This is a genomic window from Spiroplasma tabanidicola (assembly GCF_009730595.1).
Taxonomy (GTDB): domain Bacteria; phylum Bacillota_I; class Bacilli_A; order Mycoplasmatales; family Mycoplasmataceae; genus Spiroplasma_A; species Spiroplasma_A tabanidicola.
Window position 1 is genome coordinate 1 of sequence record NZ_CP046276.1, and the last position, 21,731, is coordinate 21,731.

Below are 21,731 nucleotides of genomic sequence, written 5' to 3' on the forward strand. Positions count from 1 at the left end.
ATGACAAATTCTGAATTATGAAAAAAAGTTAAAGAGTGGTTAATGGCTTCAGATCTTGTTGATCCTAATGTTTATGATGATTATGTTAAAAAAGCTTTATTGCAAACACTCGGTCAAAACGATTTAGCAATTGTTGTTGCTAGTGAAATTGCAAAAAAACATCTTGAATACATCATAAAAGAAGTAAATGAGCATGTCAGTTTTTTGTTAGAAAAAGACGTTGATGTTTCTTTTTTAACTAAAGAGGAATTTGAAAAAGAAAAGTCTTTTTTAAATGCTGTTAAAAAGCAAAAAAGTAATAAAAGTAAAGAATTTTCTTTTGAAAACTTTATTTCTGGGTCAAGTAATATAACTGCATTAAATGCTACAAAAGCAATTATTGAAAACGTTGGTACAAAATGAAACCCGCTTTTTATATTTGGAGATTCTGGTTTGGGAAAAACTCATTTATTAAAAGCAATCAATAATGAATTGTGCAGAAAAAATGATGACTTTAGCGTTAAATATTATACTTCTGGTGATTTTAGAAAAGAAATAATTGATTCTTTACAAGGTGGTTTTCAAGAAATAGAATCTACAAAAGATAGGTTATCGAGTTTAGATGTTTTATTAATTGATGATATTCAATTTTTAGCAAATAGTGATAAAACAAACGAGATATTTTTTGAGCTTTTTAATTCTTTTATCGAAAACAACAAACAAATCGTTATAACTTCAGATAAATATGCAGAAGCCTTAAATGGTTTTGATAGAAGACTTGTTTCAAGATTTAGTCAGGGTTTAAACGTTAAAATTGAAAAACCTGATGCTACAACAGCGTATAATATTGTCGATTATAAATCTAAGGTTTCAAATATTAACTTATCTGATGAAGCAAAAAAGTACATTTCTTCTTATTATGGGTCCGATGTAAGAAAAATTGAGGGAGCTATCAATAAAATTGAGTTTGCTTTAATTCAAAATAAAATCGATATGTCAATTTTAATTACAGATGAAAAAGTTACAGATTTTCTTTCTGATTATTCTTTCGCTCCTGGCGGAGAAGTTACAATACAAAAAATTAAAAATGTTGTTGCTCAAAACTATGGTATTTCTCCTTCTTCAATTGATACTAAAAACAGGTTACAAAAAATTGTTGCAGCAAGACACTTAGCCATGTTTCTAACAGTTGATGTATTGAAGAAAAACTACTCTGAGACAGGTGTGTCTTTTGGAGGAAAGGATCACACAACAGTTATGAACGCTTTTAAGAAAATTGAAGCAAATCTTAAAAAGGATAAAGTTTTTAGAAACCTTGTTTCTAAAATAAAAAAAGAAATTACTTCATAGTGTTAATAACTTTTTGTATTGTTATTAAGTTATTCATAAAACTTATTATTTTAAAGGTTTTATGATTTGTCCACTTATTAACAATATAATAATAATAAAAAATAAATAGAATCTAATAGTGGAGGTATAAATGTTTTTTAAGATAAATAGAAATTATTTCATTGAAGAATTATCAAAGTGTAATAAAATTGTTGATTATAAATCTTCAGTTCCATCATATACAGCGATTTTTATTGAAGTTGAGGTTGATAAAATTTCTTTGGTCTCAACAAATACCTCTGTGTCTATTAAAACGTCTACTTTTGTTAATAAAGAAGGTTTAGAAATAAAAGAAGTTGGATCATTTTTAATAAGAGGAAAAAATTTTATTGAGATTTTAAAAAGAATGGATGACGAGATAATCTCAATTAATAAAGTCGAAAAAAATATAATTACTTTGTCTGGAGAAAATTCAGAGTTTCTTTTAAATGTTTTAGATGAAAACGATTTCTCACAAATAACTTTTAATGAAACGGGAGAATTTTTTGAAATAGATACAGCTGAGTTTAAGAAAGGTTTGAATCAAACGATTATTTCTGTAAATGAATGAAATCAAAAAATAGTTTTACAAGGTTTGAATTTTTTAACAGAAGAAAGTATTTTTTATATAACAGGAACTGATGGTTATAGAGTGTCTAGAAAAAAAATTGTTTTAGATAGATCTGTTGATGAAAAATTATCAGCTAACGTTCCTTTTAAAAGTGTTTTTGAAATTATAAAAGTTTTAAATGATAAAAACAAAACCAAAATTATGATTCATGATAGTTTAATAACTATAATTTCAAATAACACAATTATTCAATCAACTTTGTTAGAAGGACAATTCCCAGATGTTAAAGGAGTATTTCCGACTGATTTTAATAGTACAATTTATGTTGAAAATAAAGCGTTTTTTAAATTAATTTCTAGAGCTGATATTCCGAGTGAAGAAAATACCTCTACTGTTGTAAATTTCATACTTGACGGGGAAACTATAATAATAAAATCAAATATTCAACAAATAGCTAGTTTTGAAGAAGAATTTAAAAACTTTGAACTAAGAGGATTAGACAATCAAAATATTTATTTTAACTCAAAATTTATTTTAGAATCTTTAAAAAGTTTTGAAACAAAAGTTGTAGAAATTAGTTTTATTGACTCAAAAACACCGATTATGATCGCTTCTAGTGAAGATTTATCATTAAGTCAGATAATTTTACCTATGTTTTCTAACTAAGCAAGGAAAGCGCCCCAAAAATGATATAATAGCAATAGTGGGAGAATATCATTATGTCAAACAAATATGGCGCTAACCAAATTCAAGTTCTTGAAGGGCTTGAAGCTGTTCGTAAGAGACCGGGAATGTATATTGGAAATACCAACAAAAACGGTCTTCATCATTTAATATGAGAAATTTTAGATAATGCTGTTGATGAATCGTTAGCAGGTTTTTGTGATGAAATCACAATAATAATGACATTAAGCGATGAAATTATTATTAAAGACAACGGGAGAGGAATTCCTATTGATATCCATCCAAAAACAAACAAAACAACTTTAGAAACAATCTTTACAGTTTTGCATGCTGGAGGAAAATTTGATGAATCTGCATATAAAATTTCTGGTGGATTACATGGAGTTGGAGCAAGTGTGGTTAATGCATTATCTTTATATGTTGAAGCAATTGTTATGAGAGATAACAAAACATATCGTCAATTATTTTCTGATGGAGGAACAAAAGCAACTTCATTAGAAGAACTTGGATCAACTGAAGAAAATGGAACAATTATAAAGTTTAAACCAGATCCAGAAATTTTTAAAGAATCTGTTGAATTTGAGTTCAAAATTATTCAAACAAAAATTAAGCAACTCGCTTTTTTAAATAAAGGATTAAAAATAAATCTTATAGATCAAAAAAATTCAAAACATCTTTCATATCGTTTTGAAGATGGGATTAAAGATTATATTAAAGAAATTAATAGTGGTAAAGAAAAAGTTAGTCAAGAAATTTTTTATGTTAACAACAACATTAATAGAATTGATGTTGAAATAGCGATTCAATATAATGATAACTATGATGAAAATATTTTCTCGTTCTGTAACAATATTTTTACAAGCGAAGGCGGAACTCATGAAGATGGATTCAAAACTTCGTTATTAAGAGCAATTAACTCATATGTTGGTTCTCAAAAAAACTTTAAAGGAAATAAGTTTGTATTTGATGATATTAAAGAAGGGTTATGTGCTGTTATATCAATTAAACATGTTGATCCACTTTATGAAGGGCAAACAAAAGCTAAACTTTCAAATACTGATGCTAAAGAAGCAGTATCTCAAGTTTTATATGAAAATTTTACAGAGTTCTTATTAAAAAATCCAAGTGACGCAAAAAGTATCGTTGATAAAATTTTAATTTCTCAAAAAGCAAGGAAAGCAGCTCAAAAAGCTAGAGAAGAAACTAGAAGAAAGTCTGCAATAGATAATTTTTCTTTACCAGGAAAGTTAGCAGACTGTGAATCAAAAGATGCTGAAGAATCTGAATTATATTTAGTCGAAGGAGACTCAGCTGGTGGGAGCGCAAAAATTGGAAGAAATAGAAAGTATCAAGCTATTCTTTCTTTACGTGGAAAAGTTTTGAATGTAGAAAAAGTAAAACAAGCAAAAGCGTTTGAAAATAATGAGATTCAATCAATAATTGCAGCTATTGGTACAGGAGTTAAAAAAGATTTAAATCTTAAAAAATTAAGATACAAAAAAATTGTAATTATGACTGATGCTGATGTTGATGGTGCTCACATTAGAATATTACTTTTAACTTTTTTTTATCGTTATATGAAAGAGTTAATTACAAATGGAAATATTTATATAGCACAACCTCCTTTGTATAAAATTGAATCAGGAAAAAATATTGACTATGCTTATTCTGATGCTCAGTTAGAAAAATTAAAAAACGAAAAATATAGAGATTTAAAATACATAATTCAAAGATATAAAGGTCTTGGAGAAATGGATGCTATCCAGTTGTGAGAAACAACAATGGATCCAGCAAGAAGAACTATGATTCAAATTAAAGTAGATGATGCATTCATGGCTAATGAAGTTTTTTCTAGTTTAATGGGAGAAAACGTTGAAATGAGAAGAAATTTTATTACTGAAAATGCACAGTTTGTAGAAAATATAGATATATAGTAAGGAGGAGTTTAGATGGTTGATGGCAAAGAAACAATCTTGGAGATCGACATCAAAGATGAAGTTGAAAAAGATTTTTTAGAATATTCAATGAGCGTTATTGTTAGTCGTGCACTTCCTGATTTAAGAGACGGTTTAAAACCTGTTCAAAGAAGAATTTTATATTCAATGAATGACTTAAAAATTACATCAGATACTCCACATAAAAAATCGGCACGTATCGTTGGGGATGTAATTGGTAAGTATCACCCACATGGTGATAGTTCAGTTTATGAAGCAATGGTTAGAATGTCGCAAGACTTTTCATATCGTTATCCATTAGTAGAAGGTCACGGAAACTTTGGATCAATTGATGGCGATGGAGCTGCTGCTATGCGTTATACTGAGGCAAGACTTTCAAAAATATCTTCAATGTTATTGAAAGATATTGATATGGAAACAGTTCCTTATATTGATAATTATGACGCTTCAGAAAAAGAACCTGAGTATTTAACAGGATACTTTCCAAATCTTTTAGTAAATGGAGCAACTGGTATTGCGGTTGGTATGGCTACAAACATTCCTCCTCATAACTTAAAAGAAGTTATTAGTGCAATAATTGCATACATTGAAAATAACGAAATTACAATTGATGAAATTTTAGAATTTATTAAAGGTCCAGATTTTCCAACAGGCGCGCTTATGACTAATGGTACAAATATGATTGAAGGTTATAAAACTGGTAAAGGAAATTTAATTGTTAGAGCAAAAATTGATATTGAAGACACAGAAAAAAAACAAAGAATAGTAATAAGTGAAATTCCATATCAAACAAACAAAGTTAGAATTGTGGAAAAAATTGCTGAGTTGTATAAAAATAAACAAATAGTAGGAATAACAGACATTAGAGATGAATCTAACTATGAAGGAATAAGAGTTGTTTTAGATCTTTCAAGTTCTGCAAACGCTCAATTGATTATCAAAAGACTTTATAAATATACAAGTTTGCAAACAAGTTTTGCAATTAACATGTTAGCTTTGAACAACGGAATACCTGAAGTTTTAAATATAAAAGATGTAATTAAACTTTATGTTAAACATCAAATTAATGTAATTTTAAAAAGATCTGTTTTTGAAAAAAATAAGATAAAAAATAGATTACACTTATTGTATGCATTAAGAGTTGCACTGGATGCAGACAATATCGATAAGATCATAAAAATAATTAGAGAATCAAACACAAACGAAGTTGCTTACAAATCTTTAAATGAAGCATTTGGTTTCGATGAAAGACAAGCTAAAGCAATTTTAGATATGAGATTGCAAAGGTTAGTTGGACTTGAACGTGCAAAAATTGAAACAGATATTTCAAACATGGAAGCAAGATTGGCTGAGTTAGAAAAAATAATTGAATCTAAAGAAGAACAAAATAGAATTTTAAAAGAACAACTAATTGAAATTTCAGAAAAGTTTGGTGATGAAAGAAGAACAAAAATTATTAACGAGTCGCAAACCAAAATTGAAGAAGAAGAACTTATTCAAGATCAAAAAATGTTTATCACAATTACAGAGAATGGATATATTAGAAGATTGAATTCTGAAGATTTTAAATCACAAAAACGTGGTGGAAAAGGAATAATTATAAACTCTTATCCTGAAGATAATATTGTGATATCTCAAATTGGAAAAACAAAAGATGATGTTTTATTCTTTTCTAATGAAGGAAAAGTTTATAAGATCAAAGGTTACAATATAACTCAATTTACAAGAACTTCAAGAGGACTTCCAATTATAAATTTCATTGGAATAAACTCGTCAGAAAAAATCACAACAATTCTTTCTTTTAAAAATAAAGAAAAGAAATTTAAGTATTTAATATTCGTTACAAAAAAAGGAACTATTAAAAAAGTTCCTATTGAAGAATTTGATAGAATTAACAATTATGGAAAAATTGCAATCATTTTAAATAAAGGTGACGAACTAATTTCAGTAGTTCCAAGCTCCGGTTTAAACGAAGTTCTTATAGCTTCTAAAAAAGGAAAAATTTTAAAAATTGATGAAAATGATGTGAGACCAATATCAAGATCATCAGTTGGAGTAAAAGGAATAACTTTAGATAATGATGATGAAGTGACAAAAGCTATTACAAATTATAAAAATGATATCATAGCAACTATTTCAGAAACTGGAATACTGAAAAAAACTTTAATAAGTGAATATAATATTTTTGGAAGAGGATCTAAAGGAATTGCTGGGATGAAATTGAACGAAAAAACAGGTAAGTTTAAATCTATGCATGCCATTAGAGATTCGGATGATCTTATAATGATTTCTTCAAAAGGAAAAATTATAAAAATAGAAGCAAAAGATATTAATTTACAATCTAGAAATTCAATCGGTGTAATTGGTTTTGGATTAGAAGATGGTGAATATATTACAGCAACTACTGTTGAATATAAAAAAGGAGTTTAAGTAAATGTTAGATATTAATAGAATTGAAAATGATTTTGATTTTGTTCTTGAACAATTGAACAAAAGACAAACTAATTATGAAAAGCAATTAAAAAACATAATTGAGATAAATAAAAAAAGAAAAGATATAATCAAACAAGTAGAAGAATTAAAAGCACAAAAAAATAAAGTTTCAAAAAAAATTGGTGTTTTATCAAGAGAAAATAAAAATGATGAAATTAAAAAATTAAAAAATGAAATTGCAAGCACAAATGAAAAAATTAATTTGTTAGATAAACAGCAAAGCAAAATTGACTTAGAGTTAAAAACTTTAATGCTAGAAATTCCTAATGTACCAAACAAAAACATGCCATTAGGAAAAGATGATGAGGAAAACATCGAAATAAAAAAATGATTGGAACCAGGATTAAAAAAAGATTCCGAGGCTCATTGAGATATCGCAACAAAACTAAGCCTTGTAGATTTTGAATTAGGAGTTAAAATCTCTGGATCAAGATTTCTAGCTTATACTGGAAAAGGCTCAAAAATGGTTAGAGCTATTGCAGACATCTTAATTAATAGACACACAAATAAAGGATATAAGGAAATGTCTTTACCAATTCTTGTGAATAGAGAAAATATGCTAGGAACTGGTCAATTACCAAAATTTGAAGACGATGCTTATAAAGTAGATAATCAATTTTTAGTCCCAACTTCAGAAGTATCGTTAACTAATGTTGTTAGACATGAAATTTTAGATCTAAAACAACTTCCCATGTATTTAACTTCATTCTCTCAATGTTTTAGAAGAGAATCAGGAAGTGCTGGAAGAGACACTAAAGGAATGATTAGACTTCATCAATTTAATAAAGTTGAAATGGTGAAAGTTTGTGAACCGAAAAATTCTGATGAAGAACTAGAAAAAATGTTACTTGATGCAGAAGATTGTTTAAAAATGTTTAATATTCCTTATAGAGTAGTTGAATTGTGTACAGGAGACGTTGGATTTGCATCTCAAAAAACCTATGACTTAGAAGTATGATTTCCTAATCAAAACAAGTTTAGAGAAATATCTTCATGCTCAAACTGTGGAGATTTTCAGGCAAGAAGAATGATGGCAAGATTTAAAAATGAAGAAGGTAAGACAGAGTACGTTCACACATTAAACGGATCTGGATTAGCGATAGATAGATTGTTTGCAGCTATTTTAGAAAACAATTATGACGGGGAAAAACTTGTATTACCAGAAGTATTAAGACCTTACTTTAATAAAGAAAGTTATATTAAATAAATTGTTTCACGTGAAACATTTTTTATTTGTTAATTGTTTCACGTGAAACATTTTTTATTTGTTAATTGTTTGTGACATAATCGCTTGTTATTCATACGTGAAACAATAATAAAATTAAAGATTATATGTAATAAAAGTTTTTTATGGTAATATTAGTATGTCATTGTAAGGGTGACGTTCGAACCTGGTCAGGACCGGAAGGTAGCAGCCATAAGAATCTAGTGCCTTGTACAGTGACTTTTTTATTTGGAGAAATTTAATATATGATAGATGAAGTTTGAAATAAATTAAGTGAAAAGTTAAAAGAATGTGAAAAATCAAAAGACGTTCCTGTAGCTGCTTTAATTTTTAAGGACAAAAAAATGTATGCTTCAGCAAGAAACGTTAGATTTAAAAATAAAGATATTACAGGTCATGCTGAAATTAAAGCAATTAATAAAGTTTATAGAAAAAGTAAATCAAAAAACCTATCAGAATTTAACATGGTTGTAACTTTGAAACCTTGTTTAATGTGTTTGGCAGCAATTGAACAAGCTAACATAAAATCTGTATTTTATTTCCTAGATAACTTAAAAGTAGATTATAGTAGATTTAAAACAAATATAATTTTTTTAAAAATACTATCAAGTAAGAATAAAGACTTTGAAATTATCCTAAAAGAATTTTTTAAAAAACTTCGGAATAATAGGTAAAATTATTATAAATAATAAGGAGGGTAAATGGAAAATAAAAAATCTTTATATAGAATTTATAGACCAAAATCTTTAGATGAAGTTGCAGGTCATGAAGGAATAAAAGAGATCATTAAATCTCAAATTAGTAAAAACAATTATCCGCACGCTCTTCTTTTCTCTGGTCAAAGAGGAACCGGAAAAACATCAATTGCGAAAATTTTTGCAAAGATTGTAAATTGTCAAAACTTAATAGATAACAAAACATGCAATGAATGCAAAAGTTGTATAGAATTTGATAGAAACTCTCATCCAGATATTTTTGAAATGGACGCAGCATCTAACAATGGTGTTGATGAAATTAGAAACATAAAAGCAAATGTGTCAACATTACCAGCAATATCAAAATATAAAGTATATATTATTGATGAGGTTCATATGCTAACTAACTCTGCTTTTAATGCATTGTTAAAAACCTTAGAAGAACCACCAAGCCATGTGGTTTTTATTTTAGCCACAACAGAGTTTTCTAAAATTCCCGCAACTATTGTTTCAAGATGCCAGTTGTTTAATTTTAAAAAAATAGCAAAAAAATCATTAGAAAATAAGATTAGAGAAATAACAATAAAAGAAAATTCTCAAATTGACAACGAGGCTTTAGAAGAAATTTTTTATATGTCTGATGGATCTTTAAGGGACGCGTTAAATTATTTAGAACAAACTTTGACAGTAGCAAAAGAAAAAATTACAATTGAAGAATTAAAAAAAGTTTTTTACATTTCAACAAAAAAAGAAAAACTTGAAATTTTAAAAAATGTTTTTAATAAAAATGTGAAAGGAATTATTACTTACTTTGAAAAAGCAAACAATCAAGGTTTGGATTTTAACTCAACAATTTTAGGAATATTGAATATTGTAAAAGAACTTATAACAATAAAAATGACAAATGAAAAAGAACACCTGAAAGTATTAAACGACGAAGATATAAAGTTTTTTGAGAATACGAATTTAAAAGATTTGTTTTTATTAGCTGAAAATATTTCTGAAGCTTTTAGTAAAACAAAAAACTCAAATGTTAGCTATCAGTATATTTTGATAAGCATACTGAAAACCGTTGCTGAACTATCTACACTTATAAGTGTAGATAACAAATCAAACGGAGTGATTGTTAAAAACCAAAATCAAAATACTTTCAATTCTAATTTAGAAGAATCTGTTGATGAAGTGACATCTGTAGTTGTAGAAAAACAAACATTAAACGAAAAGGAAAAAGAAGTTAAAACAAAAATAACTGATCAAGAAGTAGAAACGCAGTCAATGTTAAAGCAAAAGGAAGATGAAAAAAGAGATAATAGTCAGCTTGAAGTAATTTTAAATATAACTGATGAAGAAACAAAATTATACAGACTTCAATTAGCAATTTTGAAAAAAGAAGTTGAGTCTTTAGAAACAGAATTTGAAATAAAAGACGATCAAATTTTAAACGTTTTAGTTGGAGCAAATAAAGAAGCAAGAAAAACATATGAAAAATTATTTGGTAATTTAATTTATAATAATTTAAATAATATTGAAGAACTACAAAACTTTATATGTTTTTATAAAGTAAAAATAAGAGCTGGAAATGAAGATGCAGTTATTATGGTGGTTGAAGAAAATCTAAATTCTAAATGAATTAACGATAAGCTCCAAGACAAAAATTTTAGAGAAAACATTTTTAAAGTTATAAATAAAAGAATAGCTATAATTTGTATTGATAAAAAAAGATGAGACCACATTAGAGAAGAATATACATATAAAAAAGATGCAAACATTTTACATAACAATTATAAAAAAATAGATGTTGAAACTTTTTATAAAAGCTTAAAAAAAGTGGAAACAGAAAATGTCTTTTTAGAAAGAGCGAAAAAACTGTTAAATTTAAATATAAAAGTGGTGGATTAATATGGATGAAATTATTGAAATTTTAAAAGAGTTTGAAGGAATCGGGAGCAAGGCTGCTAAAAAAATATTTTTCCAGATCATGACAAGTAATTCTAAGAAAGACAAATTAATAGAAGTTATAAATAAAATTTCTGATAATTATTCAGTTTGTCAGATTTGTAACTTTTATAAATATAAAAAGGTATGTCAGTTTTGCGATGATTCATCAAGAGATAGAAATCTAATATGCGTTGTATCTTATATAACAGATGGGCAAAGGATTTTAGAAAGTAATTTTAAAGGGTTGGTTCATATTCTTAATGGTGAGATAAATTTAAATAAAAATCTTCAACCAGAAAGTTTAAAAATAAAAGAATTATTTGCTAGAATTAATAAGGAAGTAGAAATATTATTGGCACTTAATTTAACTTTTGAGGGCGAAGTTACAGCAAATTATATTGCTAACCAAATAAAAGATAATACCAAAAGCGTTACTAGAATAGCTAGAGGAATTCCTTTGGGAGGAGTTCTAGACTATATAGATACAGAAACTTTAGAAGATGCTATTAAGAACAGAAAAGCATTGAAAAAATAGAGAGGATAAAAAGTTTTGCTATTTATTACATTAGAAGGAATTGATGGATCTGGAAAAACAACAGTATCAAAAATGTTAAAAGACTCATTAATTCAGAGTGGACATAGAGTTTTATTAACAAGGGAACCGGGCGGAGAACCACTAGCAGAAGATATAAGAAAATTGATTTTAGATACAAATCAGAAACCAACACCTTGAACAGAAACTCTTTTATACATCGCAGCAAGAAAACAACATTTAGATAATGTAATTATTCCAGCTTTAAAAGAAGGAATTATTGTTATATGTGATAGATTTATGGATTCAACTTCAGCATATCAAGGATATGCAAGAAACATTGGAATAGCCGATGTTGAAGAAGTTCAAAATATTGTTTTAGGTTTAACAAAACCAGACGTAACAATATTTTTTGATATAACTCCTAAAGAAGCACAAATTAGATTACTAAATAGAAAAAGAAATCCTGACAGAATTGAAAAAGAAAGTCAAAAATTTCATGAATCAGTTTATGAAGGATATCAAATGTTGATTTCTGAAAATACAGAAAGAATAAAAATAGTTGATTCTAGAAAACCAATTAATGAAGTTTTACAACAAGTTAAATTTATTATAGATAATGCTATTGGAGATTTAATTTCTAACCATAATGACTAAAAATGAAATTTTAAAAATATTGTTGCAATTAAAAAACGAGAATAAGATTTATCATTCAATTATATTTTCGTGTAACAATCAAGATTTACTTGAAGATCTAGCAAACGAATTTATAAGAATAATTTTTTGTGTAAATGACTCATTAAAAAATGATAATTGTAAAAGTTGTAACAAGGTTATAAATAATTTAACTTTTAATATTTTGAGAATTGGTGATGGTACTGAGTCAATTAAAAAAGAAAAAATTTTAGAACTAATAACAGTATTTTCCAGCTCTTCAATTAGCGGAGAAGAGAAAAAAGTTTATAAAATTTCAAATGCAGAAAATTTAGCAGACACTTCTGCTAACTCATTATTAAAATTTTTAGAAGAACCTCCGAAAAATACATTTGCTTTGTTATTAACAAAAGATAGAAACCAAATTTTACAAACTATTAAATCAAGATGCAAAGTATTTGTTTTAGATTATGAACGAAAAGAGATATTAAAAAACTCAATCATGGAAGAACTTATAACAAACAAAAAAAGAGATGACTTATTAATCTATTCTTATGAATTTAAGAAATTAGAAAAAAAAGAGCAAGTTAATATTTTAGAATCTGTTTTTCAAAACATAATTATAAAAAAACATACACAGCTTGCAACTTTGTTTTTAGATACAATTTTAGAACTAAAAAAATCTTCATACTCAAGTTTATTAATTGAAAATTTATTTATAAAAATTTATGAGGTGCTGTAATGAAAGTTTTAAATCAAGTACTTAACTTTAAAGACTTAAAAATTTTTCAAGATACAAAACACTTTTCTTTTTGTTTAGATTCTGTCCTATTAGCCAAGTTTTATATTCCAAAAGTAAAAGATAAAAAAATTTGTGACTTTGGAACTAATAATGCAATAATACCTTTGCTTCTTTCAAAATATATAAGAAAAGACGCAAAGATTTATGGAATAGAAATTCAAAAGGAAGCTTGTGACATAGCTTGTGAAAATATTTTAATAAATAATCTGTCTGATAAAATCGAAATTATAAACGAAGATATTAAAACTTTTGTTAAAGATAAAAATAATTTTTTTGATGTTATTTATTGTAATCCTCCTTTTTTTAAAATTAGTAAAGGATCAAATTTAAATAAAAAAAGCAAAAATTTAATTCCTGCAAGACATGAATTGCTAATAAATTTAGAAGAGATAATTTATTCTGCAAAAGTTGGTCTAAAAAATGGCGGAAGATTTGTTATGGTACATTTAGCAGAACGTCTAGATGAAATTATTTATTTACTCAAAAAAAATAATTTTAGTCTAAAGAATTTAAGATTTGTTTGTTCAAAACAAAATCAAGAACCTAAAAAAGTTTTGATAGATGCAATTAATGATGGTAATTCAGGAATAAAAATTTTGAATAACTTATATGTTCACAATGATGATGAAAGTTATACAAATGAAGTTTTAGAAATATTTGGTGATTAAATGAGAATCTGTAATAAAAAGAAATACATAGTTGGACTTTCTGGTGGACCAGATAGTATTTATTTACTTGATAATTTAATAAAAAAAGTTAATGTAAACAAAATAATCGCTTGTCATGTTAATTACAATTTTAGAAAAGATTCAACTACTGATATGTTAATATGTAAAAAATATTGCGAAAAAAATAAAATAAAATTATTAATAAAAAACATTAACATTGATTATGACAATTTAAAAAAAAATTTTGAAGCATGAGCAAGAGAAGAAAGATATGACTTTTTTTTAGATCAGTTAGAAAAAAATAATTTTGATAAAATTTTAATTGCTCATAATATGAATGATGACATTGAAACTTACTTAATGCAAAAACAAAAAAAAGCTTTATCAAGTTATTTTGGTATAAAAAAAGAAACTTTTTATAAAGACAAAAAAGTTATGAGACCAATAATTGATACAAAAAAAAGTCAAATATTAAAATACTTAAAAGAAAACAATATTGATTATGCAACCGATTCAACTAATTGTGATATTAAATATTTTAGAAACTCTATAAGAGCCACTTTGAATGAAGACGATTTTATAAAACTATTAGAAGAAAAAAATCTTAAAAATTTAGAGCTAAATAAAATTAACATTGAGATTAAAAAAATTTTAGCCGGACAATTAAAACAAGCTCACTTCAATAGGGATGAATCTTTTAATCAAAGACTATTGTTTTCTTTTTTAGAACAAAAAGGTTTTGGACAAATTTTTTATTCTAGAAAAAAAAACACTTTAAAAGAAACAATTAAACAAATAAAATCTACAAAAAGTTTTGTACGAGTTAAGATTGAAAATTTACTTTTGATTAAAGATAGACAAAACATTTATTGTATAGATTTATTCAACTATGAAGTTTTAGATAAACAAATTAATGATTTGACAGAAAAGGATTTAAAAAATTTTGAACCATCTATAAATTTAAAAGATTTTGATGGCTCATTAATTATCACAAATGACTGACAAAAACATAAGTTAGACCTCTTATATAACAATAAAAAACTAAGTGAGTTTTATAAAAAAAATAAAACAAGTTACTACAAGAGATATTTTCAACCTATAATTTATGATAAAAAAAATAAGATTATAAAAAATATTATGAATTAATGATAAAATCAAAATAATGTCCTAGAAAAGGTGAAATATAAATGAAGAATAAGAAAAAATGACTTTTAATTTTATTGACTATAATGATTGCATTAGCGGTTGGATTTGCAATATATTACTTCCAAAAAGGTAATGCAACAAAATGAAATTATAGTGATTTATGCGAAAATGCTTCAAAAATTAGAGGTCAGGTATCTGTTAACTCTGTAGGAAATGGTATTTATGTATTAAGTGGTTATTATGAACAAAATGGTAAATTGTTTAAATTTACAGCTGTAATAGATGAAAAAGACTATTATGCATTTAAAGATTTAGGTCTAACAGATATGATGCTATCTTATACAGCGGGGAATGGATGACAACAGTTACTAATAAGTCTAGCTCCAACACTTATTTTTATATTATTCTACATATGAATGTTTTCAAGCATGATGAAAGGTGGAGGAATGGGCGGAAATATGTTTGGTAATAACAAACAAAGACCCAGAGAAACAAAATCTGACGTTAAGTTTAAAAATGTAGCAGGTATCAATGAAGAAAAGCAAGAACTAGTGGAGATTGTAGACTATTTAAAAAATCCAAATAAATACGCTCAAATGGGAGCAAGAGTTCCAAAAGGAGTCCTAATGGAAGGTCCTCCTGGAACAGGAAAAACTTTACTTGCAAAAGCCGTAGCTGGAGAAGCTAATGTATCATTCTTCTCAATGGCTGGATCAGAGTTTGAAGAAATGTTTGTTGGACTTGGAGCAAGCAGGGTTAGAGATTTATTTTCAGATGCAAAAAAAGCAGCACCATGTATAATTTTTATAGATGAGATTGATGCTGTTGGTAGAAAAAGAAATTCATCAATGGGGTTAGGAACGAGCGAACAAACTCTTAACCAATTACTAGTTGAGATGGATGGGTTTGGTACAAACTCTGGAGTTATAGTTATGGCTGCAACTAACAGAGCTGATGTTTTAGATCCTGCCTTATTAAGACCAGGACGTTTTGATAGAACTATTCAAATTTCTCTTCCAGATATTAGAGAAAGAGAAGCTATTTTAAAATTACATGCGAACAATAAATCAGTTTCACCTGAAATTGATTGAAAACGTATTGCAGAAAGAACCCCAGGATTTTCAGGAGCTCAGTTAGAAAATGTTTTAAATGAAGCTGCAATTTTAGTTGTTAGAGAAAAGAAAAAAATGATAACAATCAATGATATTGATGAAGCTATTGATAGAGTTGTTGGAGGACCTGCAAAAAAATCAAGAGTTATGACTTTACAAGACAAACAAATTGTTTCTTATCATGAGGCAGGTCACGCTTTAATTGGATTAAAACTTAGATCAGCATCAAAAGTTCAAAAAGTTACAATTATACCCCGTGGAAATGCTGGAGGATATACTATTATGACTCCAAAAGATGAATCTAATTTCTCTTCAAAAGAAGATTTATTTGCAGCAATTGCGGGTTATCTTGGAGGTAGAGCTGCTGAAGAAATTATTTTTGGGAAAGATAATGTAACAACTGGAGCACATGATGATTTAGATAAAGCCACAAACATTGCAAGAAAAATGGTTACACAATTTGGTATGTCTAAATTAGGATTAACAAAATACTTAACAATGGCTGAAGAGGCATATGGTCAAACAAAAGGAGTTTACTCAGATGAAGTAGCTTATAAAATTGATCAAGAAGTAAGTAGAATGTTAGATGAAAGTTATGTAATCGCAGTTAAACTTATTAATGAATACAAACCATTACTTGAGTTAATTGCTGAGTCGTTAAGAGTTTTAGAAACAATTACAGCAGAGCAAATTGATTACATTGAAAAAAATAACAAATTACCTAATGAAGTAATTTTAGAAAAAGAAAGAAAAGCTAAAGAAGATAAAAAACGTGAAGCAGGAGAAATTTTAGAATTTGAACCTGATGAAGAGGACGAAACAAAAAAATAATCTTAATATTTATAAAACCTTGTTATGAGAGGTTTTTTTTATTTATAATTAATTTATGTAAAACTTTTGGAGGAAAACTTATGGATATGGAAATTAGAGCAACTAGCTCAGAAAGAAACGTCAAAATAGCTATTGTTGATATATCTGAAGCTTTAGATGAAATAATAAAATTACAAAAAAGTAACCCTTTAGCTTCTGTTGCTTTAGGAAGAACTATTATTGCGAATGCTTTATTAAGTATAAGTATTAAAGATAGAAGTAAAATGACTACAAACATTAACGGAATGGGTTTAGTTGGATCGATAATCGCAGAATTCCAAAATGATTCAATTAGAGGATATATTGAAAATCCAAACTTTGATATTTCTTTAATTAAAGAAAATAAAGGTAGTCCTTTATCTCAAGCAGTTGGCAAGATGGGTTTTTTACAAATATCTAGAGATAATGGAGAAAAAGAACCTTATACATCAAGAGTAGAGCTTGTTTCAGGAGAAATAAATATTGACTTTATGTATTATTTACAACAATCAGATCAAATAAATTCATTGATAACTACAACTGTAGAAATCAATGATGATGGATCTATAAAAAAAGCCTGTGGAATCATAATACAGTTATTGCCAGGATTTAAAGATGAAGATATTGACTTTATTGAAAAAAAAGTTGGATCTCTAGAACACTTAAAAAAAACTTTAGTTGATTCAACAAACTACGAATCTTTATTGAAAGATATTTGTCAAGATGCAAAAGTTTTAGAAGTAAAACCTTTAAAATTTGAATGTACATGTGATGTTCGAAAGGTTATGGACTCAATTAAATTGCTTGGGCAAGAAGAAATTTCAAATGCATACAACAAGGGAGAAATTATAGAAGTTATTTGTGATTTTTGTAAAAAGCAATACAATATTGATTCAAAAGATTTGAAAAACTTAATAAATTAATTATGATATAATACATTAGACGTTATTTAATTTGAATAGAGGAAGTGTTTTATGTCAAATCAAAATACAAATAGGGGTCAAAATCCAAATAATAATCCCAACAACAATAATTTAAATAATCAACAACCAAAGGGGCCTAATGGACAACCAATAATGCCAAATGGTCAAATACCAATTGGACCAAAAGGTCAACCAATTATGGGACAACCAATAATGCCAAATGGTCAAATGCCTTTAGGACCTAATGGACAACCATTGAAACCCAATGGTAAACAACCAAAAGCACCAAAGACTCCAAAAACTAAAACTGAATGATTACCAGAATTAACAGAACAAGAAAGAAAAGATGCTAAGGACTCTAAAGCAAAGGAAAAAATTCTTTCAAAAGCACAAAAATATAAAGAGAAAAAAGCTAAAAAAGGTGGAGCATTCAAAGTTGTTAACTTTCCAGAAGTTAAAGAAACTGGACTAAAAGGTCATAAAACAAGAATTAGATTACAAAAGCAATTAACTAGTAAGTATTCTAAAGATATTTTAAATGGAGATATAATTTCAACAACAGGAAATCGTCCAGATACTAGTAGATACGCAATTGAAATTTATGGAGCTAAAAAATGATATACCAATGGAGATATGGTAACTCAAATCTTAAAAGGTGTAGATTTAAAAATTGAAAAAAGTAAATTTATAGTTATTTTAGGTCCATCTGGATCTGGGAAAACTACTTTACTAAACTCAATTTCTGGTTTAGACAAGGTTACAGTAGGAGATGTTTTTTCGGTAGGTCATAACCTAACTTTACTAAAAGACTCACATTTAACAAAATTTAGAAGAGAAAATGTTGGATTTATTTTTCAACAATATAACTTACTTTCAAACTTAACTGCAAGAGAAAATGCAGAAGTGGGAGAAAACTTAAGTGTACCAACAGAAAACTCTATGACAATTGAAGAGATTTTTGAAACAATTGGTATGAAAGAACAGATGAATAAGTACCCTCACCAAATGTCAGGGGGACAACAACAAAGGGTCTCTATTGCAAGAGCTTTAGCTAAAAACCCAGAAATCCTTTTTGGAGACGAACCAACAGGGGCGTTAGATGAAGAAATGGGTAGAAAAGTTTTAGAGATTTTATTAGAAGTTAAAAATAGATTTAAAACAACTGTTATTATTGTTACTCACAACCCTAACATTGCAGAAATTGGAGATACAGTAATTCATGTTAGAAATGGTTTAATAGATAAGTTAGCACATAACTCAAATCCTAAAAAACCATCTGAAATAGATTGATCATAATTTAAAGAGATTTAAGGAGATATTAAATATGCCATTATTTACTTTTAGAGGTGTACCTGAAGAAAAAGTACAAGAATATTTTAAAAAGGTTGGAGAAATAGCACAATTAGTTAATGCTGATGTAAAACAGTTTGTTTTTTGATGTGAAGATACAAAGTTAATTGGGAACGGTTATGATAAGGATGCAATTTATGTCTCAATTGAATGAAAGGGTAGACCCTTGAAGCAAGAAGTAGTAACAATGCATATTCAAGAATTTTTTGGCTCATTATCTAAGCACATTTATGTTAAGTTTACAGAAATCAATAGTTTCTTATATATTAATGGAGACGTCATTGATTAATGAAAATTAAAAACATAGATATTAAAGGCAAGGTATTTTTAGGTCCTATGGCTGGAACTACAAATGCTGCTTTTAGAATAATTTGTAAGGAAAAGGGAGCATCTCTTGTTTATGCTGAGATGGTAAGTACTGAAGGTTTGGTTCATAATAATCAAAAAACTAAAACCATGATCGAAGTTTCAGAACTTGAACACCCAATCACCTTACAAATTTTTGGTTTTGATGTAAATTCATTTGTAAAAGCAGCAAGCATTGTTGAAGAATTTTCAGATTGTGACATTATTGATATAAATATGGGATGTCCAGCTCCTAAAGTTGCTCAAAGAAGCCAAGCAGGAGCAAACTTATTAAAATTTCCAGAACGTGTGGGAGAAGTTATAAAGGCAGTTGTTGAAAATAGTTCTAAACCAGTTACTGTAAAAATGAGAATAGGTTGGGATGAAAACAATAAGAACATTGTGGAACTTGCTAAAATAGCAGAACAAAACGGTGCATCAGCAATAGCTGTTCATGGAAGAACAAGAAATCAATTTTACAATGGAAATGCAGACTGAAGCTGAATCAAAAAAGTAAAAGAAGCTGTATCAATTCCTGTAATAGGAAATGGAGATGTAGTTGATGGTCCAAGTGCAAAAAAAATGATAGAAGAAACTGGATGCGATGCAATAATGGTTGCAAGAGCAGCACAAGGAAATCCGTGAGTTTTTAGAGAAATTCAACACTATTTAGATACAGGTCAGGAATTAGAAAAACCTGATTATCAAGAAATTAAAAACACAATTTTAAGGCATACAGATTTATTAATTGAGATGCGTGGTGAAGAGTTTGCAATAAGGGAAATGCGGAAGCAAATTTTGTGGTATCTTGCAAGACTAGGAAAAAATACAATCATTCAAGAAATGAAACAAAAAGCAATACAAATTGAAAATTTGAATGATATATATAATATATTTAAAATATATGAAACAGAAACAGGAGAAAATTATGAAAGATAACAATTTGGAAAGAGATTTTAGTGAACAAGAGATTATTCGTAGAGAAAAATATCAGCAACTTGTAAAAGATGGAAGAGATCCGTATTTAAACACAATTTTTGATAGATCTCACAAAATTCAAGAAATAATCGATCAATTCTCAGAGTTTAATAAAGAAGAATTGGCCAACAAAACAGATGTAGTAATTACTGCAGGAAGAATTAGATTCTTTAGAGAAGCAGGAAGTAAAGCAATTTTTGCAAATATTCAAGACCAAGAAGCAATGATTCAAATCTATGTAAGACAAGATGAAATTGGAGAAGAAGAATTTAAATACTTTAAAAACCTAGATTTAGGAGACATCATTGGAGTTACAGGAAAAATGATGAAAACAGACCATGGGGAAATAACAATAAGAGTTAAAGAAGCTATTTTATTAACAAAAGCTTTAAAACCATTACCTGATAAACATGCAGGGATAGCAGATATTGAAGAAAAATATCGTAGAAGATATGTTGATTTAATTGTTAATCCAGAAACAAAACAAACATTTATAAATAGAACAAAAATTATTAGAACAATTCAAAAGTATTTAGATGATAAAGGATATATGGAAGTTGAAACTCCAATTTTACACTCTCTAAGTGGTGGAGCGGCAGCGAAACCATTTTGTACACATTACAATGCGTTAGACAGTGAGTTTTATTTAAGAATCGCAACAGAATTACATTTAAAAAGATGTATTGTTGGAGGATTCGAAGGAGTTTATGAAATTGGAAGAATCTTCAGAAACGAAGGTTTAAGTACAAGACATAATCCTGAATTTACTTCAATAGAATTATATGTTGCATATAAAGATATGTATTTTTTGATGGACTTATGTGAAGAAGTAATTAGAAAATGCGCAATGGAAGTTAATGGAAAAACAACTTTATCATATGGTGGACACGATTTAGATTTAGGAAAACCATTTAGAAGATGACATATGGTTGATGCTATTAAAGAAATTACTGGTGTAGATTTTTGAAAAGAAATGACATATGAAGAAGCTTTACAAATAGCAAAAGAAAAAGGTATAAAAGTTGAAAAACATCATTTCTCAGTAGGACATATTATTAATTTATTTTATGAAGAATTTGTAGAAGAAACAATTATTGAACCAACTTTTGTTTATGGTCACCCAAGAGAAATATCACCTTTAGCAAAAGCAAACCCCAAAGACCCAAGATTTACAGAAAGATATGAACTATTTATTGTTAATAGAGAATATGCGAACTGTTTTTCTGAGTTAAACAACCCAATTGATCAATATGAGAGATTTTTAGATCAATTAAAAGAAGCGAGAAGTGGAAATGATGAAGCAAATGATATGGATATTGATTTTGTTGAAGCATTAGAATATGGAATGCCTCCAACTGCAGGAATCGGAATAGGAATTGACAGATTAGTTATGTTATTAACTAACTCAGAATCAATTAAAGATGTATTATTATTCCCACAAATGAAACCAAGAGGGTAACTTTT

General features: G+C 27.5%; 18 protein-coding genes and 1 other RNA gene. All 19 read left to right on the forward strand.

Annotated elements, in window-relative coordinates; genetic code table 4:
• The 19 genes from dnaA (at position 1) to lysS (ending at position 21,726) form a co-directional block, all read left to right on the forward strand.
• Positions 1–1,329 carry a chromosomal replication initiator protein DnaA gene (dnaA, locus tag STABA_RS00005; RefSeq protein WP_170264718.1) on the forward strand — a complete coding sequence of 443 codons (1,329 nt, stop codon included), beginning with the start codon at positions 1–3 and terminating at the stop codon, positions 1,327–1,329.
• 130 nt (positions 1,330–1,459) lie between these two features.
• Positions 1,460–2,584, forward strand: coding sequence for a DNA polymerase III subunit beta (dnaN, locus tag STABA_RS00015; protein WP_156005210.1), 1,125 nt, complete (start codon positions 1,460–1,462; stop codon positions 2,582–2,584).
• Between the two features lie 53 nt (positions 2,585–2,637).
• Positions 2,638–4,536, forward strand: a complete 1,899-nt coding sequence (gene gyrB / locus STABA_RS00020) for a DNA topoisomerase (ATP-hydrolyzing) subunit B (protein WP_156005213.1) — start codon at positions 2,638–2,640, stop codon at positions 4,534–4,536.
• Between the two features lie 15 nt (positions 4,537–4,551).
• Positions 4,552–6,987, forward strand: a complete 2,436-nt coding sequence (gyrA, locus tag STABA_RS00025; RefSeq protein ID WP_156005216.1) for a DNA gyrase subunit A — start codon at positions 4,552–4,554, stop codon at positions 6,985–6,987.
• A 4-nt stretch (positions 6,988–6,991) separates the two neighbouring features.
• Entirely contained in the window at positions 6,992–8,257 is a 1,266-nt protein-coding gene (gene serS, locus STABA_RS00030; protein WP_156005218.1) for a serine--tRNA ligase, read from the forward strand.
• A 156-nt stretch (positions 8,258–8,413) separates the two neighbouring features.
• Positions 8,414–8,501, forward strand: an RNA gene (gene ffs, locus STABA_RS00035) — signal recognition particle sRNA small type.
• A 19-nt stretch (positions 8,502–8,520) separates the two neighbouring features.
• Entirely contained in the window at positions 8,521–8,949 is a 429-nt protein-coding gene (locus STABA_RS00040) for a nucleoside deaminase (RefSeq protein WP_156005221.1), read from the forward strand.
• 27 nt (positions 8,950–8,976) lie between these two features.
• Positions 8,977–10,869 carry a DNA polymerase III subunit gamma/tau gene (gene dnaX / locus STABA_RS00045; RefSeq protein ID WP_156005224.1) on the forward strand — a complete coding sequence of 631 codons (1,893 nt, stop codon included), beginning with the start codon at positions 8,977–8,979 and terminating at the stop codon, positions 10,867–10,869.
• Position 10,870: 1 nt separating this feature from the next.
• Positions 10,871–11,443, forward strand: a complete 573-nt coding sequence (locus STABA_RS00050; RefSeq protein ID WP_156005227.1) for a toprim domain-containing protein — start codon at positions 10,871–10,873, stop codon at positions 11,441–11,443.
• A gap of 15 nt (positions 11,444–11,458) precedes the next feature.
• Complete coding sequence (tmk, locus tag STABA_RS00055; protein WP_156005230.1) at positions 11,459–12,097, forward strand: dTMP kinase; 639 nt, start codon at positions 11,459–11,461, stop codon at positions 12,095–12,097.
• On the forward strand, positions 12,090–12,836 hold the full coding sequence (locus STABA_RS00060) for a hypothetical protein (RefSeq protein WP_156005233.1): 747 nt from the start codon (positions 12,090–12,092) through the stop codon (positions 12,834–12,836). Before tmk ends, STABA_RS00060 begins: the two co-directional genes overlap by 8 nt.
• Positions 12,836–13,564, forward strand: a complete 729-nt coding sequence (locus STABA_RS00065) for a tRNA1(Val) (adenine(37)-N6)-methyltransferase (RefSeq protein WP_156005236.1) — start codon at positions 12,836–12,838, stop codon at positions 13,562–13,564. The genes STABA_RS00060 and STABA_RS00065 overlap by 1 nt, the downstream gene beginning before the upstream one ends.
• Entirely contained in the window at positions 13,565–14,710 is a 1,146-nt protein-coding gene (gene tilS / locus STABA_RS00070; protein WP_156005239.1) for a tRNA lysidine(34) synthetase TilS, read from the forward strand.
• A gap of 41 nt (positions 14,711–14,751) precedes the next feature.
• Positions 14,752–16,653 carry an ATP-dependent zinc metalloprotease FtsH gene (gene ftsH, locus STABA_RS00075; RefSeq protein ID WP_156005242.1) on the forward strand — a complete coding sequence of 634 codons (1,902 nt, stop codon included), beginning with the start codon at positions 14,752–14,754 and terminating at the stop codon, positions 16,651–16,653.
• Between the two features lie 80 nt (positions 16,654–16,733).
• Positions 16,734–17,594 (forward strand): Hsp33 family molecular chaperone HslO, encoded by an 861-nt coding sequence (locus STABA_RS00080; protein ID WP_156005245.1) that lies wholly within the window; start codon positions 16,734–16,736, stop codon positions 17,592–17,594.
• A gap of 315 nt (positions 17,595–17,909) precedes the next feature.
• The gene (locus STABA_RS00085) at positions 17,910–18,890 is read left to right on the forward strand and encodes an ABC transporter ATP-binding protein (RefSeq protein ID WP_425505170.1); all 981 of its coding nucleotides are present in this window, start codon (positions 17,910–17,912) and stop codon (positions 18,888–18,890) included.
• Positions 18,891–18,918: 28 nt separating this feature from the next.
• Positions 18,919–19,233 carry a DUF1904 family protein gene (locus tag STABA_RS00090; protein ID WP_156005248.1) on the forward strand — a complete coding sequence of 105 codons (315 nt, stop codon included), beginning with the start codon at positions 18,919–18,921 and terminating at the stop codon, positions 19,231–19,233.
• The gene (gene dusB, locus STABA_RS00095) at positions 19,233–20,228 is read left to right on the forward strand and encodes a tRNA dihydrouridine synthase DusB (RefSeq protein WP_156005251.1); all 996 of its coding nucleotides are present in this window, start codon (positions 19,233–19,235) and stop codon (positions 20,226–20,228) included. The genes STABA_RS00090 and dusB overlap by 1 nt, the downstream gene beginning before the upstream one ends.
• Positions 20,218–21,726, forward strand: coding sequence for a lysine--tRNA ligase (gene lysS / locus STABA_RS00100; protein ID WP_156005254.1), 1,509 nt, complete (start codon positions 20,218–20,220; stop codon positions 21,724–21,726). Before dusB ends, lysS begins: the two co-directional genes overlap by 11 nt.
• Positions 21,727–21,731: the final 5 nt, after the last annotated feature.